General features: G+C 62.9%; 14 protein-coding genes. 9 read left to right on the top strand and 5 right to left on the bottom strand.

Translation table 11 applies throughout. The features are described 5' to 3' along the window. Positions 1-342: 342 nt before the first annotated feature. The 3 genes from KUV67_11570 to KUV67_11580 form a co-directional block, all read right to left on the bottom strand. Positions 343-828 carry a hypothetical protein gene (locus tag KUV67_11570; protein MBY6205521.1) on the bottom strand — a complete coding sequence of 162 codons (486 nt, stop codon included), beginning with the start codon at positions 826-828 and terminating at the stop codon, positions 343-345. 133 nt (positions 829-961) lie between these two features. After that, on the bottom strand, positions 962-1,174 hold the full coding sequence (locus KUV67_11575) for a SlyX family protein (protein MBY6205522.1): 213 nt from the start codon (positions 1,172-1,174) through the stop codon (positions 962-964). Positions 1,175-1,338: 164 nt separating this feature from the next. Further along, entirely contained in the window at positions 1,339-2,163 is an 825-nt protein-coding gene (locus KUV67_11580; protein MBY6205523.1) for an alpha/beta hydrolase, read from the bottom strand. Between the two features lie 14 nt (positions 2,164-2,177). On the opposite strand from KUV67_11580, the gene KUV67_11585 reads away from it, so the two are divergent. The 6 genes from KUV67_11585 to KUV67_11610 all read left to right on the top strand — a co-directional run bounded on the left by KUV67_11585 (position 2,178) and on the right by KUV67_11610 (position 8,707). Beyond that, entirely contained in the window at positions 2,178-2,333 is a 156-nt protein-coding gene (locus KUV67_11585) for a hypothetical protein (GenBank protein MBY6205524.1), read from the top strand. 29 nt (positions 2,334-2,362) lie between these two features. Next, entirely contained in the window at positions 2,363-3,724 is a 1,362-nt protein-coding gene (locus KUV67_11590) for an MBL fold metallo-hydrolase (protein ID MBY6205525.1), read from the top strand. 331 nt (positions 3,725-4,055) lie between these two features. Next, positions 4,056-5,537 carry a SulP family inorganic anion transporter gene (locus tag KUV67_11595; GenBank protein MBY6205526.1) on the top strand — a complete coding sequence of 494 codons (1,482 nt, stop codon included), beginning with the start codon at positions 4,056-4,058 and terminating at the stop codon, positions 5,535-5,537. Between the two features lie 11 nt (positions 5,538-5,548). Continuing rightward, entirely contained in the window at positions 5,549-6,430 is an 882-nt protein-coding gene (locus KUV67_11600; protein ID MBY6205527.1) for a universal stress protein, read from the top strand. A gap of 87 nt (positions 6,431-6,517) precedes the next feature. Next, a complete protein-coding gene (locus KUV67_11605; GenBank protein ID MBY6205528.1) occupies positions 6,518-7,177 on the top strand; it encodes a hypothetical protein in 660 nt (219 codons plus the stop codon). A gap of 195 nt (positions 7,178-7,372) precedes the next feature. Further along, positions 7,373-8,707, top strand: coding sequence for a hypothetical protein (locus tag KUV67_11610; GenBank protein ID MBY6205529.1), 1,335 nt, complete (start codon positions 7,373-7,375; stop codon positions 8,705-8,707). Between the two features lie 46 nt (positions 8,708-8,753). Here KUV67_11610 and KUV67_11615 read toward each other — a convergent pair whose 3' ends face one another. Next, the gene (locus KUV67_11615) at positions 8,754-10,718 is read right to left on the bottom strand and encodes an ExeM/NucH family extracellular endonuclease (protein ID MBY6205530.1); all 1,965 of its coding nucleotides are present in this window, start codon (positions 10,716-10,718) and stop codon (positions 8,754-8,756) included. 451 nt (positions 10,719-11,169) lie between these two features. Here KUV67_11615 and KUV67_11620 point away from each other — a divergent pair, with 451 nt between their 5' ends. From KUV67_11620 to KUV67_11630, 3 genes are all read left to right on the top strand, one after another. After that, the gene (locus KUV67_11620; protein MBY6205531.1) at positions 11,170-11,397 is read left to right on the top strand and encodes a hypothetical protein; all 228 of its coding nucleotides are present in this window, start codon (positions 11,170-11,172) and stop codon (positions 11,395-11,397) included. A gap of 159 nt (positions 11,398-11,556) precedes the next feature. Next, on the top strand, positions 11,557-13,563 hold the full coding sequence (locus KUV67_11625) for an ATP-binding protein (protein ID MBY6205532.1): 2,007 nt from the start codon (positions 11,557-11,559) through the stop codon (positions 13,561-13,563). A 173-nt stretch (positions 13,564-13,736) separates the two neighbouring features. Continuing rightward, positions 13,737-14,927 carry a class I SAM-dependent methyltransferase gene (locus tag KUV67_11630; GenBank protein ID MBY6205533.1) on the top strand — a complete coding sequence of 397 codons (1,191 nt, stop codon included), beginning with the start codon at positions 13,737-13,739 and terminating at the stop codon, positions 14,925-14,927. A gap of 60 nt (positions 14,928-14,987) precedes the next feature. Here KUV67_11630 and KUV67_11635 read toward each other — a convergent pair whose 3' ends face one another. Further along, positions 14,988-15,464, bottom strand: a complete 477-nt coding sequence (locus KUV67_11635; protein ID MBY6205534.1) for a GFA family protein — start codon at positions 15,462-15,464, stop codon at positions 14,988-14,990. Between the last annotated feature and the right edge of the window lies 1 nt (position 15,465).

Raw genomic sequence — 15,465 nt, forward strand, 5'->3', positions numbered from 1 at the left:
GAAATCGCCGTGTCGCTGGCGATGGGGCGCTCTGCGTCGCCTTGGTGGGTCGCCTTGCTGGAGCCCGGAATTGCGCAAAAACGGCGCTCACCGCGGGGTGGCGCCGTCGGAAACCGCAAAACTCAGCCGTGCTTTATACACCAAATAGGGGTGGAATAGTGGATTTCCGGGGATTTTTTTGTCGTTTGCCGCGGTGGGTGTCGGCTTGAAATTCCCGGAATTCAATCGTTTAGGGCGGTTCGGGCCCGCCGCGGGCGGTTGGGCCGGATCGACCGCGCGGCGCGCATCGTAGCGCAAGCGGTCTGCGCGCCGCCGGCGCCGGTTGTCCTTGCCTTGTCCGGTTCAGTCCGAGTCGGTCTCTGCCACGCCGTACGCGGCCACCAGCGCCCCCCGGTAGCCCAGGTCGAAGTGGGGAGCCAGACGGTCCCACAGGCCGAAATTCATGGCGTTGCCCGGGTGGTCGTCGACCGCATCTCGCAGCTCGCCCACGGCCACCTCGAAGGCTTCGCGGTCCTGCTCGAGCACGCCGAGATAGGCACGGACGTGCGCATTCCATCGGAACCCGTCGTCGCGGGCCTCGTTCTCATCGAGCGTGCTGCGCGCCGCCGCGATGGCCGCTTCGACCTGGCCCGCCTCGCCGCGCATCTGCGCCAGATGCCAGACCAGGCTGCGCTGCTCCGCCCCGGTCCGCTCGATGTAGAACTCGATCAGATCTGCCGCCTGCGCCGGGCAACCGGCGCCGGCCAGCACCCGGAATCCCGATCCGGGCGTCTGGTCGAAGGCGGTGTAGTCGAGCGACAGGCTGGTGACGCGAAGTTCGGCGAGCAAGGCGTCGCAATCTTCGGCATTCGCCGACCCGAAGAGGAGCAGAGGGGCCAGGGCAAGGATCAGGGGTCGCACAATCGTTCCGGGCTGGGAGGCGCGACTCTGTAGATCGCGGGCGTCGGACATCGTTCCCTTGTCAGTAATGCGGGGGCGGCTGGTCGGACGAGTCGTCGATGCCCGTATCGCGCTGCTGGCTGTCCAGCTGCTCTTGGAGCCCTTTCAGCTTGCGGAGCAGCGTCCGCGTCTCCGCCTGCTGTGCCTCGAGCTCTCCGGACAGCACGTCCACGGAGTGCTCGAGAAAGGTCAGCTTGGATTCCAGCTGGGCGATCCGGTCGTCCGTCGTGCTCATGAATACCCACTTCTCCTGCGCCCGGGTCGGGGCGATGCGTGATACGTCGAGCTTCCCACTATGGCGGCACCCCCGGGCAGGATCAATGGGCCGGATCAATGGGCCGGATGAATGGGCCGGATGAATGGGCCGGATGAATGGGCCAACGAATCCGTCGGCGCAGGTCAAGCTTTCGGTGCCAGTGACGAGTAGAAGTCCAGCAGCGCGCGATTGACCGCCTCGGGCTGCTCGGCGGTGGTCATGTGGCCGCTGTTCTCGATCGTCACCAGGCGCGAACCGTCGATGCGCTCGTGGATGTGCTGCGACTCGCGCGGCGGGAGCGCGCGGTCCTGGTCGGCGGTGACGACCAGGGTGGGCAGGCGGATCTCGTGGAGGCGATCCAGGACCGATTTCCGCGAGACCACCCCACGCACCGCCCGGGTCACGCCGACGCGGTCGTTGGCCGTGACCATTGCGACCCACCGCTCGCGTTCTTCCCGGCAGGTCGGGTCGTCGATGAACCGGTCGGAGAACATCAGCGGCAGGATGCGCGGCGTGACGATGTCGAGGCCGAACGTGCGAGCAACCAGGTTCAGCACGGCAAAGCGCGGCCGCTTGGTCCAGTGTTCCCGCTCGGCCGAGGTGTTCATCAGCACCAGCGACTTCAGCCGTTCCTGCCGCCTCAGCGCCACCCGTTGGGCCACCATTCCGCCCATCGAGAACCCGAGGAGGTGGACCGGCTGCCCGGCTTCGTCGGCGTCCAGCGACTCGATCAGCGCGATCGCGTCGTCGGCCAGCGTATCCAGGTCGTAGCCGGACTTCGTCACCTCGCTCTCGCCCTGGCCGCGAAAGTCCATCCGCACGCAGCGGAAGCGCGAGCCCAGCGCCTCGACCTGGGCGTCGAACATCCGGTGCGAGAACAGCAGGCCGTGGAGCAGGACAAGGATTTCGGGTCCGGTTCCGGACTCGACGACGTTCAGGCGGGCAGGGTCGAGGTCGAAATGGGGCACGGGATGGTCCGGCGATGGGGCTGTCCTACGATACTCCCCGCGACCTCAGGATCCAAAGCGGCATCGAGGAGGGCCTGGCAGCGTCCGGGCGCTTTACCGACTTCGGCGCTGTGCCGCGCAAGGTCGTCGCGGTTGATTTCGTCGCTGATGCGATGCAGCATCATGCATAGGGAACACGAACGGATTCGGGAATAGAAGCATGGCCATGTTTCTCGAAAAGGTGAAGACACCGGGCCTCGCCCATCTTTCCTGGGTGATCGGCGATGCGGACCAGGCGGCCGTCATCGACCCGCGTCGTGACATCGATGTCTACCTCGAGATCGCGAAGAGTCAGGGCGCCCGTATCACGCACGTCATCGAAACCCACCGCAACGAGGATCTGGTTTCGGGCGCACCGATGCTGGCCGAACGGACAGGGGCCCGAGTTCTGCACGGTCCGAATGCCGACCAGGAAATCCGCTACGCTGAAACGGTCCGCGAGTCCGACTGCATCGAACTCGGGAACCTCGTCCTGAAGATCCTGGAGACGCCGGGGCATACGGACGACAGCATCAGTATCGCGATCCACGACGAGAACAACCCCGGCGATGCGGTCGGCGTATTCACCGGCGACGCATTGTTCATCGGCGACGTGGGTCGAACCGACTTCTATCCGGACCGTGCCGAAGAGGTGGCAGGCAAGCTGTTCGATTCGCTGAACAAGCTGCTGGCGCTCGGCGACCAGGCCATCATCTATCCGGCCCACGGTGCGGGTTCGGTCTGTGGATCGGGGATGGCCGAACGCGAATTCTCGACCATCGGGCACGAGCGGTTGCACAACTCCATGCTCCAGATTCGCGATCGCGAGGAGTTCATCGAGGCCAAGCTGGACGAGATGCACTATCAGCCGCCGTACTTCAGACGGATGGAACGGCTGAATGCCGAGGGTGGAAGTCGCCTGCCGACGCCGATGGGATTGACACCGCTTGATCCGGAGACGCTGCTCGCCCGACGGGACGAGGGCTGCGACGTGATCGATATCCGCAGCCCCGAATCCTATGCCGGGGCCCATGTCGAAGGCGCGCTTTCACTGCCGCTCGGCCTGATCACCGCCTACGCCGGTTGGCTCCTGGACCCGGATCGCTCGCTCGTCCTCGTGGCGGACGATCTCGACCAGGCGGGCGAGGCGCTCGTGCATTTCGGCCGCATCGGCTACGACCGTGTCGAGGGTGCCTACAGCGGAGGCATGGCCGCGTGGGCTGCGTCGGGAAACGCGTTCGATTCCGTGCCGCTGGTGGACGCCGGCGACGTTTCGCAGCGCGTCGGCGAATCGAAGGATCTCTGGCAGCTACTGGACGTCCGGAAGAAGGAAGAATTCGACCGGACCGCCATCGAAGGCGCCTGCCACATCTATCTCGGCCACCTGGCGGATCGGCTCGACTCTCTGGACCGCGACAAGGCCTTCACTGTCCTGTGTGGAAGCGGCATGCGTGCCATGGTCGGCGCATCGCTGCTTCGCCGCAACGGCTTCGACCGCGTCGATGTCTTTCTCGGTTCGATGGGCGCCTGGACGAATCGCTGACCGCCCCAGGTCCTCGAGTCGAGGAGCCGTTCCCGGCGTGGCCGCATGAGGTGGATCACGGCATTCCTCGGCACGGCTACGGCTAGCGGCGGAACGATGGCGAGGCGTGGTTTTTCGGACAGAACGGGCTCCCGGAGCATCGCTGCGGCTATAATCCGCGCCTTCGTTTCGCGTCGTCGCCGGCGCTCGCCGACCGGTTCCCGGTGCTGCGGCCCGCTCGGCCCTCCAATCGTCGAGACTTCATTCTCGGTCCGGTGACCGTCTGCCGATCCGCCGGTGGTCCGGCACGCCGGCCCGGTCCTCGCTCCAGATCAATAAAGGCTTCTTTCCAATGCCGTTCCTGCACAGGATCCGGCGCGACTGGTTCTCGAACCTGCGCGCCGACACGCTTTCCGGGCTGGTGGTGGCCCTGGCGCTGATTCCCGAGGCGATCGCGTTCTCGCTGATCGCCGGCGTCGACCCCAAGGTCGGCCTCTACGCGTCGTTCTGCATCGCGGTGGTCATCGCCTTCGCCGGCGGCCGTCCGGGCATGATTTCCGCGGCCACCGGGGCCATGGCGCTGCTGATGGTCACGCTGGTGCGCGACCACGGCCTGCAGTACCTGCTCGCGGCCACGGTGCTGACCGGCCTCCTGCAGATCGCCGCCGGCTACCTGCGCCTGGCCGACCTGATGCGCTTCGTGTCGCGCTCGGTGGTCACCGGCTTCGTCAACGCGCTGGCGATCCTGATCTTCCTGGCCCAGCTCCCGGAACTGGTCGGCGTGCCGGCCGCCGTCTACCCGATGGTCGTCGTCGGGCTGCTCATCATCTACGGTCTGCCGCGCCTGACCCGGGCGGTGCCGTCGCCGCTGATCGCGATCGTGGCCCTGACCGCCGCCTCGCTGGCGCTGGGCATCGAGGTGCCGACGGTCGGCGACAAGGGCGAGCTGCCCGATGCGTTGCCGATGTTCCTGCTGCCCGACATCCCGTGGACGCTGGAAACGCTGTGGATCGTCCTGCCCGTGTCGGTGACGCTGATGACCGTGGGCCTGCTGGAGTCGTTCCTGACCGCGCAGATCGTCGACGACCTGACCGACACGCCCAGCGACAAGCACCGCGAGGCGAAGGGCCAGGGCCTGGCCAACATCGCGTCGGGCTTCTTCGGCGGCATGGCGGGCTGCGCGATGATCGGCCAGTCGGTGATCAACATCAAGTCCGGCGGCCGCGGACGCTTGTCGACGCTGCTGGCCGGCGTGTTCCTGCTCCTGATGGTGGTGTTCCTCGACGAATGGGTCGGCCGCATCCCGATGGCCGCGCTGGTGGCGGTGATGATCATGGTGTCGATCGGGACCTTCAGCTGGCGGTCGATCGCCGACCTGCGGGTGCACCCGAAGACCTCGAGCCTGGTGATGCTGGGCACGGTGGTGGTCACGGTGGCCACCCACGACCTCGCCAAGGGCGTGCTGACCGGTGTGCTGCTCTCGGCGCTGGGCTTCGCGCGCAAGGTCGGCCAGGTGCTGGTCGTCGAGCGCTCGCTCGATCGCGACGGTACGCTTCGGACCTATACCGTGACCGGCCAGGTGTTCTTCGCGTCGGCCGACCGCTTTCTGCAGGAGTTCGACCTCCGGGAGGTCGTCGAAACGGTACGGATCGACGTCAGCCGCGCCCATTTCTGGGACCTGAGCGCGGTCGGTGCGCTGGATCGTGTCATCCTCAAGTTCCGTCGAGAGGGCGTCGAGGTCGAGATCGTCGGCATGGACGAGGCCAGCCGCACGCTGGTCGATCGACTCGGCGTGGCCGACAAGCCCGACGCCGAACACCTGCTGGACCACTGAGGAGAACCGAGATGAGCGCTAGCGAGTACGAAATCCCGGTCGACGGCACGGTGATGGCCTGCCTGGACGTGTCGCTGTACAACCCCGCGGTGGTCGACTACGCGGCCTGGGCGTCGCGGCGACTGGCCGCCGAACTGCAGTGCCTGCACGTGCTCGAGGACCGCAGCAAGCGTTCGCCGGGCGTGGACTTCAGCGGCACCATCGGCATCGACGCCCAGAGCCACCTCCTCGACGAGCTGGCCGAACTCGACGCGCGTCGGTCCCGGGTCGAAATGCAGCAGGGGCGCGCGATGCTCGAGCAGGCCTGTTCGCGCGCCGCCGAGGCGGGCGCACTGAACCCGACGGCGCTCCAGCGGCAGGGGCCGCTGGCGCAGGCGCTGACCGAGGTCGAGGAGCGGGTCCGCCTGTTCGTGCTCGGCAAGCGCGGCGAATCGGCGGGCGTCAACGGTGACCATCTCGGCGCCAACCTCGAGCGCGTCGTGCGCTCCGTGCATCGACCGACGCTGGTCTCCTCGCGCGCCTTCCGCAGCATCGAGCGCTTCGCGATCGCCTTCGACGGCAGCCCGACGACCCGGAAGTGCGTGGAGATGGTGTGCCAGAGCCCGTTGCTTTCGGGCCTGGAATGCCACGTGGTCATGGCCGGCCAGTCGTCGGAAGAAAACGAGACCCTCGACCGGGCCCTCGAACGGCTGCGGGAGGCCGGCTTCGAGCCACGCGCCCATGTCGAATCCGGTGACGCCGAGCGGGTCATCGCCGACCATGTCGAGAAGCTGGACATCGACCTGCTGGTGATGGGCGCCTACGGTCACTCGCGCATCCGCCGGATGATCGTCGGCAGCACCACCACCGCGCTGTTGCAGAGCTGTCGCATCCCGATCCTGCTGCTGCGCTGATCCGCAGCACCCGCCGGCGGAGTGCGTACGTTGCCCGGCGGGCGCCGGTCGCAGTACGCTGATCGCGAATCCAGACGGGGGGTGTTCGTGAGTCGCAAGATCGGTCGCGAATCGAGTCGCGCCAGTCGTGCTCGCCATCCGGTGCCGCTGCCGGCGCGCATCCTGTACACCGCCTGGATGCTCGCCTGGGTGCCGCTGATCCTGTTCACCGCCGGGGCGCAGAACTTCTGGTGGCTGTGCAACTGCGCGCTGTTCATCGTGCTGGTGGCGACCTGGTTCCCGAGCCCGCTGCTGGTCTCCAGCCAGGCCGGGACCGTGACCGTCGTCGGCATCGTCTGGGGCCTGGACTTCGTCGCCGGGCTGGTGACCGGACAGAGCCCGACCGGCATCACGGTCTACATGTTCGAGCCGGCGCTCCCGCTGGTCCAGCGGCTGGCCTCGACCTATCACCTGTGGTTCCCGATCTACGCGGTCTGGCTCTGCGGGCGCCAGGGCTACGACGATCGGGGACCCTGGCTGCAGTGCGTCATCGGCTCGCTGGCGATTGTCGGCGGCTGGTGGTTCGGCGATCCCGAACGCAACCTGAACTACACCCACGCCCCCTTCGGCATCGAGCAGACCTGGCTGCCCGACGCGGTCTACCTGCCGCTGCTGTGCGTCGCGACCGCCGCGGCGCTGTACTGGCCCGGCCATCGGATCGTGCGCTGGGTGCTGGTCAAGACTCGGTCTGATGCGTTCTCCGAATAGCCCCGTCATCCGGCCCGGACGACCGTGTCCATGGCCGTGTCCTGAATCCCATGCAAGATCCCGGGCCGCCTGGAGTCGGCCGAGCCGGTCGGTCCCGCCGTGCCAAATTGCCCGGAAACCCCGGAACCGCTATGCTTTTTCCGGGGGTCGTTGGTCATCGCGCGGGTCCGACCTGGCGATGCAGGGAGGTGGAGCATGAGCATTTCCGCGTTTTTCGCGCATCCCTTCGTCCTCGCCGCCGGCGGCGCGCTGGTCACGGGCGCGGTCGGCTGGGTCACGCTCAAGTACCGCATGGGCCTGATGGAGAAGGACCTCGACGAGGCCCGCAAGCGGATCGCGAACAAGAACGCGCGCATCGCCGAGCTGGAAAAGAGCATCAGCATCGACGGCGACGAAACCAACCTGCCCGTCGCCAGGAAGAGCGCGGTCGTCAGCGTGCTGAACGACATCCTCGATCACGCCGGCGCCGAACGGGCGACGTTCTACGTGCCGGCGCACAACGACGAGGGCGCCTTCCTGGGCCTGATCGTGCTGGCGACGGCCCCCACGGACATTTCCGATCAATCGTTCATCGGCACCGTCTTCGCCGGCCGTGATTCGAAGGCGGTGACCTGCTACCTGACCGGCGAGACGCTGACCGCGGGACAGTCGGCGTTCTCGATCGACCGCTACCGGCCGTCGAGCCTCTACTGCGAGTGCCTCCAGACCAGCGCGGTGGACGGCAGCGGCAGCCGGGTCGGCGTCATCCAGCTGCTGTCCGGCCAGGCGCTGGACCCGGCCCGGGCCGCCGATGCGGTGAACCGCTTCCGACCGGCGCTACTGGACCTGGCCGACAGTTTCTTCGGGACGAAGGAGACCAACCTGGAGATCGCTGGCCTGTCCGTGCCGCGGGACTCGAAGCGTGGCTCGGTGATCTCCATGGACATCTCCAACTCCTCCGCGCTGTTTGCCGACGAGGCGCGGAGCTTCACCGTGCGCAAGTTCATGGGCGAGTTCCTGCGCGCGGCGGTCGAGGCGATCGACGACAAACAGGGCACCTTCGAAAGCTTCACCGGCGACGGCTTCATCGCCGTGTTCGCAGATCGTGCGGGCGATCGTTCCGGCGATCGACGGGGCAATCGCCCGGGCAATGGATCGAGCAACTGCGCCGTGCGCGCGCTGGCCTGCGCGACCGCCGTCAACGGGATCTTCGCGGATCTCATCGCGCAGTACCGGCAGGACCTCGCCCACCTCGACGTGCGGCTGTTCGCGCGCATCGGTGTGTCCACGGGAACGGTCCATCCCATCGTCTTCTCCTTCGGCCAGCTGCGCACGGCGTCGGTCATCGGACGGACGCCGTCGTTGGCCAAGCGGGTCTGCGACACCGCCGATCGTGACCGGACGGTGCTGCAGATCGACGAGGCGACGTTCTTCGAGCTGCCCGGTGACATCCAGCACGCCTTCGCCGAGATCGTGGCGCCGGATGCGCGCCTGGGTACGAACCGGCTCTACCGGCACAAGGGCGTTCGGACGGGGTCGGGCGCGGCCTGAACCTCTTCGGCACCGGAACGCGCGTCCGTACCTCGGGGGCAGCCCCTTACTGCACCCCCACCACGAGCGCATCGTGGTCGCTGGACCGGTACGGGTCGACGGCATACAGCGCCGCCGGGGCGGGGTTGTCCTCCGAGAAGTCGAAGGCACCGGACTCGTCGGCGTTGATGTGCCAGACGCCGGCGCCGCTGACTTGCGCGGCGAGACTGGGGCTGGCGATGGCGTGGTCGAGGCGGCCGGTGCGGCCGCGGAAGACGTAGCTGTAGTCCGACGGCGCGAGCAGGTCGACCCAGTCGTCGGCGTTGCCGGGAATGCCGTCGAAGCCGGCCTTCAGCGCGGCGATCGGGTCTTCGGCCGGGTGGGCGTTCAGGTCGCCGATGATCAGGAAATCGGGATCGTATACGCCCAGGTGCTGCTGCGTGTCCGTCGGGTCGTTGGCGAACCACTCCAGCAGCGCCAGCGCGCCCAGCGTGCGGGCGTGGTTGAAGCAGGACGCGCCGCCGCCGGCATCGTTGTCCGGGCCGACCGGCGTCGGGCGGCAGCCCTTGGACTTCAGGTGGTTGACGCTGACGGTGAACGCGCCGGCGGCCGTGTCGAAGGTCTGGGTCAGGGCCGCGCGATGGAGCAGGAACGGATAGGCGCCGCCTGGATTACCAAAATTGTCGTCCCACAGCCAGGTCAGCGGCCCGACCGGCGTCACGGTGGCCGGTTTGTAGATCAGGCCGTTGACCAGCGGCGAGGTGCCGAAGGTGATGCCCGGGTCCAGCCAGGCGTAGGTGCCGGCGCCCAGCGCCGCGTTCAGGCCGTCGACCAGGTCGGCGACCGCGCTGTTCGGGCCGTCGGGGTAGTCGTTCTCCAGCTCGTTCAGGCCGACGATGTCGGCGTCCAGCTCGGCGATGGCGGTGACCAGCTTGTCGCGCTGGCGCAGGTACTCGGAATGGGTCGTCCGCCCGCCGCCGATCGGGAAGCTGGCCGGATCCCCTGCGGTCCCGTTGTAGAAGTATTCGACGTTGAAGGCCGCGACCTTCACGTCGCCGCCGACCGCAGGTGGCAGCGCGGGGCGCGGATTGTCGTGGCGGAAGCTCGGCGTGGCCGTCGGCACCAGGCGGTAGTCCTGCGCGCCATCGCTGGTCGGGTCGATTCCACCGCCCCGGCGCCACGTGATCACCCCCTGCAGGCCGAGCGCGGCATCGCCGGCGCGGAGCACGTTGGCCAGGCCCAGGCCCGGCGGCGGGTAGGGGATCGGATCCGGCCAGGAGTCGTCGACGCCGTCGTCCACGCGCAGGCTGCGTCGCGCGTCACTCTCGTTGTGCAGCGCAAAGCCGGTCGGGTCCGGCGCATTCGCCTGTGTGTACGACTCCAGCCGCCCGCCGGCCGAGACCGTGAACTCGCCGAAGCGGTCGAGCGCGGACAGGTCCGTCACCGCCAGCGGTCCGGCCACCTGCACGTGCTCGCCCTCGAAGCGCTCCAGGTCGCCGACCTGCTGACCGTCGTCGTTGAGGATCGTGCCGGGTGACGGCAGCGACACCGTGCGCGCCACGGGCAGCGGAAGGCCGGCGTCGAGCCGCGCGATGCGACCGCCCGACGCCGTGGCGTTGATCCGCGTTTCGCCGAAGGCTTCCTCGACCAGCCCAGTGACGCAGACCCGATCGCCGATCGAGACGTCGATGGGGCTCGCGGTGCCGTCGACCACGTACACGCCCTCGCTGGTGGCCGGATCGGCATCGCGTTCACTGTCCTGCTCCTGCACCGCGAAGCCGTCGAGGTCGCCGTGCATGCCGCTAACACCGCCCGCCCGGTGCTGGAAATCGCCCACCACGATGCCTTCGACCTGCACCAGCGAGCCCTGCATCGGGCTGACCGCGCCGCTGCCCTGGACCTGGTGGATCGGCGTGATCGGCCGGCCGGAATCGCAGCCGGTCGACAGCATCGGATGATCGACGGCGCATCCGGCCAGAATCAGCGGCAGGAGGCAAAGGCGGGTTACGGACATCAGTCGATTGCGGGGCATGCGGGGACACCTGGCTTGTCAGAAGTGGTGGCGGGGCGATTCACGCACCGCAGTGCGCGTGGTCGCTTCTTCACCCGACATTCTCCCCCACCGCAGCCCGGGACGCGTGATTTCCTTTGGCGCCGCCGATCGTGGCTTGCACGCCAGACAGCATTCATGCAGGATATCCGGAGGGGCTATCGGTGTAGGGCGTTGCGTTTCAGATACTTGAATCGTTCGAGAAGCAAAAAGCCGCGTGTTAACGCGCCCTTTGGCGTGTCTACTCGCCACGCGGCGATTTTGCTCCTTATCTACCAGGTTAGGCCGAGCAAATGAAAAATTTCGCAGCAGTGCACTGCTTGCGCGGGCAGGTGAGCTGAGCGCTAGCGAGGTGTCCACTGTTCGAGTATCTCGTCGTCGTCGCTAATTAGTGATTGCGGCAGCACCCGTAACAAGAAAGACGGAGAGCAATATGTCAAAAATCAACTACGTATCTGTGCACCTTGATGATGATGTACCTGAATACATGCGCGGAATAATTCGCTGCGGTTCTGTCGTATCACAAGATGAGGATGGCAACGAGCTGAAAGATCATCAAGAACTGATCGACAATACTGAGTTTCGCTCCGAGGACGAGTTGATCAGCTATGTTGCAAGTAAGCTTGGAGTAAGCAAGGACATGGTTGGCATTGATGGCTAGCGCTGCATTCCACCGAGATGCCGACCTAACTGGCCCTCGTTGTTGTAGGCGTAGGATTTTACGGTCAGTGCGCCTACTCGATTGTGCATCCATTCATCTCGGCTGAAATTTGAATTCAGGCGACGACGCAAGGTGTCGGTCTTGGCGAGATAGAGCAATATGAGCAATGTAAACATCAAGCGGGCCGTGGAAAATATAAGAGCCGGCACCAGTTCCTACACCCCTATCGTCGAAGTGGTTGTTAATGCCATTCAAGCCATAGAGGCGGTAGGTAAGGAAATTGATGACGGGCAGGTAACTATAACGGTTCGCAGATCTCCTCAGATAGAGACTGATGGAGCAGCTGCCGACATAGAAGGGTTTTTGATAAGAGACAATGGTGTGGGGTTTAATGAGGTTAATCGCGAGGCGTTTGACACTCTCTACACGGCGCACAAGTTAGCCGAAGGCGGGAAGGGTTTCGGGAGATTTACGTGCCTGAAATACTACAAGGACGTAAAAATCTCCAGTGTGTATCGAAAAGAACCTGGCTATTGTCAAAGAAAATTCCGGATGGGAACTGAGACTGAGATAATTGTTGATGAGAAAGTATCTCGCACAGAAGAGACGCAAACGGGGTCAGTTGTTGAACTGTATCCTGCCAAAAGGAGCTTTCCTGACAAATCGCTTGCCGCCATAGCTCGAACTTTAGTTGAGAAGCTCCTGCCATACTTCATAAGTAAGGATAAGGTTTGCCCAAGGATTTTGCTCGCGGAAGAGGATGGCTCGGACTCGATCTTGTTGAATGACTACCTCCTCTCCGAGCAAGGCTCCTTGATTTATGAAGTGTCCTCCGCCGGTGGTGGTTTTGCACTGCCAGCGAGCCAGGGGGAGGAAGAATTTCATGCACGTGTTTTTAAAATTTACTCACCTAAGACGTCAAGGAGCAAGATAAGCCTCGTTGCGCACCGGCGTGAAGTTGTATCTACGTCTTTACATAATTACATCCCAGAGTTTGCTGAAGAGTTTTATGATGAAATCACGGCGGGAAGCGGCGATGAACGCAACTTTATCGTTGCGGTGTATGTCTTTGGCGACTACCTGGACGAAAACGTATCGATTGAACGGGGCGGCTTTGAGTTTCACAGGGACAACGATCTAATTCTCGGGATATCTCAAACGGAAATTGAAGCCGCAGCGGCCGAGTACGCAAGGGCTGCTGTCGATACTGAGGTGACTGAGCGGCAGGCTAGAAAGGTTGACCGAGTGAAGAGCTACGTAAAGGAAAATGCGCCGTGGCACGCGGAGTTGCTAAGAGATCTTGACCTGTCGAATGTTCCCTATAAGCCAAGTAATGAAGAGATCGAGGCCTTTCTTCACAAGCAGAAGTATTCCCGCGAAGTAAAAATTAAAGGCGAGGTCCGCGCGCTTCTTCAGTCAGAAGGGCCAGAGGATTTGCGCGAAAAGGCCGCGCAGCTGGTGAGCCAGATCTCTGGGAGCAGCAAAAGTGAACTTGTGCACTATGTCGCACTGCGACGAAGTGTTCTTGACCTCTTTGAGCGTAGCCTATCTTTAAACGCAGACGGCACTTACTCGTCAGAAGATGTGGTTCATGACATCATTTTCCCGACGAAGACTGACTCGGACGCGACACCATTCGAAGATCACAATCTGTGGATCGTGGATGAACGCTTGAACTTTGCCGAGTATCTAACCTCAGACCTGCCGCTGGACCATGGCCGCAGCGACCGGCCAGACATTCTTGCTTTTGATAAGCGAATAGGGCTCAGAGGTGCTAATGAGCCGAGCAACCCGGTAACGGTTTTCGAATTCAAGCGGCCTCAACGGGATGACTTTGTCAATCCGTCATCAAAGGAAGACCCAGTTCAGCAGATAATTCGTTATGTAATACAGATCAAGGAAGGCAGGTATAGAACTCCGCGTGGCCGTGAAATTCTGGTCGCTGACAATACGCCTTTCTATGGATATGTCATCTGCGACTTGACGCCTAAGGTTCGGCGCTGGGTCGAGGACGAGAGGGACTTTAAGCCTATGCCGGACGGTATGGGTTACTTTAATTGGCACGAGAAATTGAATCTCTACATAGAGGTTCTCAGCTGGGACAAAGTCCTCAAAGACGCAGTGATGCGGAACCGCGTCTTTTTCCACAAGCTTGGAATAGAGTGAGCTCTGCTTTGCAGCACCGGAGTCTTATTGTTTCCTGAGCAGAAGCAGAATCCTCACCCTACTCAGTGATCTTGTGTGGTGTGATCAGGGCGTCCTCGAGCAAAGCGGTGTTGCCTGACGGGCAAACGCGCGGCGGCTCATCTTCAATACTCAAACTCGGGGGCTGATTGCTCGTGCACTGGCAAAAGTACAAAACGCTGGCCCAAACGTCTCGCGACGTTATCGTCTTCCCGTTCTTCTATTCAGTCCTCAAAGGCAAGGCGGGAGTTTGGCTTGATGTCGGCTGTGGTAGTGGTGACCTTACTTGTGATCTTTCGAAATCTCTCGACGTTCAGATAGTAGGGGTCGATAAAGAGCTCCCATCTCGTGTGATAGATACCTGTTCTACACAGTCTGTTCATCTCGTCAAATCTGATCTAACAAGGAATGGGGTTTCTGAGACCGGAATTATTTTTGACGGAGCGTACAGCAACTGTTGTTTCTGCCACCTGGATGACGACGAATTCTTGGAAGCTCTAGTTGATATATGGGCGTCTCTTAAGGTGGGAGCGGAATTTGTATTCCTCGTGCCTAGTTTCGAGTGGGCGCGAGAGATGTATGATGATGTTATTTATGAGGCGAGCGGGATCACTGCTGTTCCGCGGTATGGGGGGAGGCAGCACTTTCGAATTCCGGCTTGGTACAAATCGGCGTTGAACACAACCGGGTTCACAAGCGCAACATCAGAGGCAGTACTGATTCCTGACAACGCTGGCCTCGACGTTCGCTATCGTAGCAGGGCAGGTCGGGCATTATTCACAGCTTTCCGAGCAATTCGCGCTGAGCGTATTGATAGCGTTATCGCCGTTGAGAAGGCGTTTGATATCGCCCACGATAATCGAAAGCTAGAGATTCAGCTCTTCTGGCAACGAAGCTTGTTTTTCTGGGGATTCGTGGCCGCAGCGCTAGTTGGATACTTGGCATCGATTAACGAAGCTTCCCCGATCGCCCTAGTATTTGCATTATTTGGGCTTGTTTGCAGTGTGGTGTGGTCGCAGGGGAATCGAGGAAGCAAGTACTGGCAAGAGTACTGGGAAGATAAAGTGAATGTCCTTCAGCACTTCGCCACGGGAAACATTTTTTACGACAAAAGGCCAAAGAGGTCGGCGTTCTGGAATGTTTTCGCCGGGCGCAGGGTCAGCGTTAGCAAGCTGACGATGGCTTTGAGCGACTTTACAGTCTTTGTATGGTTTTGCCTTTGCCTGGCAACTTTCGTTGAGTCGGAACTAATCGGCGCTCACCAGAAGTTGGTTTCCAGCTCTCTTCTCATAGGAACACTGCTGTACTGCCTGTTTCTCCTACGGAAGTCTAAGTCCGAGGACTAGTGATCTATCAGTTAGTCGATCTAATGAGGTTTGGTGGCTCGTTTTGTGCCTGCGTTACCCCTAGACTCTCATCTCTAAGTAAGTTTTCAAAAACGACCACTGGCTCGGCAGAAACCCCTCATGCCGCGGCAGTCCATCCTCCGCATCTTCGACCCGCGTCTCGTAGAAGAAATGCGCCACTGGCTCCGGTAGCTCGGCGTCTACCGGCAGCATGGCGCGCGGGACCATGGTCAGTTTTGGCAATAGCGGGGCGTGGAAGGTCTCGACGGCCGCTGCACCGCAGACCACGCACTTGCCGCGCTGGACGTTGGGTGGGGGTTTGTAGGTGTCGTATTCGACGGCGCCGAGTTCCGGTAGGTCGACATCCCTGGCGCGGTAGATCAGCACGTCGGCGAACGGGGCCTGGTTGAAGCGTTGGCAGATGGTGCAGTGGCAGTACATCCGGAAGCGTGGCGGGGCGTGGATCTTCAGGCGGGCGTTGCCGCAGGGGCAGGCGGCTTCGATGTTCTGCTTCTCGTGCTTCGTTCCTTCGCCCATT

The organism is Halomonas denitrificans, from assembly GCA_019800895.1.
Taxonomy (GTDB): Bacteria; Pseudomonadota; Gammaproteobacteria; order Xanthomonadales; family Wenzhouxiangellaceae.

Bases quoted from the DNA above. Each gene is read 5' to 3' on its own strand.
- KUV67_11575 (MBY6205522.1), bottom strand. From the start codon at position 1,174: ATGAGCACGACGGACGACCGGATCGCCCAGCTGGAATCCAAGCTGACC.
- KUV67_11585 (MBY6205524.1), top strand. From the start codon at position 2,178: ATGGGGCTGTCCTACGATACTCCCCGCGACCTCAGGATCCAAAGCGGC.
- KUV67_11590 (MBY6205525.1), top strand. From the start codon at position 2,363: ATGGCCATGTTTCTCGAAAAGGTGAAGACACCGGGCCTCGCCCATCTT.
- KUV67_11595 (MBY6205526.1), top strand. From the start codon at position 4,056: ATGCCGTTCCTGCACAGGATCCGGCGCGACTGGTTCTCGAACCTGCGC.
- KUV67_11600 (MBY6205527.1), top strand. From the start codon at position 5,549: ATGAGCGCTAGCGAGTACGAAATCCCGGTCGACGGCACGGTGATGGCC.
- KUV67_11610 (MBY6205529.1), top strand. From the start codon at position 7,373: ATGAGCATTTCCGCGTTTTTCGCGCATCCCTTCGTCCTCGCCGCCGGC.
- KUV67_11615 (MBY6205530.1), bottom strand. From the start codon at position 10,718: ATGCCCCGCAATCGACTGATGTCCGTAACCCGCCTTTGCCTCCTGCCG.
- KUV67_11620 (MBY6205531.1), top strand. From the start codon at position 11,170: ATGTCAAAAATCAACTACGTATCTGTGCACCTTGATGATGATGTACCT.
- KUV67_11625 (MBY6205532.1), top strand. From the start codon at position 11,557: ATGAGCAATGTAAACATCAAGCGGGCCGTGGAAAATATAAGAGCCGGC.
- KUV67_11635 (MBY6205534.1), bottom strand. From the start codon at position 15,464: ATGGGCGAAGGAACGAAGCACGAGAAGCAGAACATCGAAGCCGCCTGC.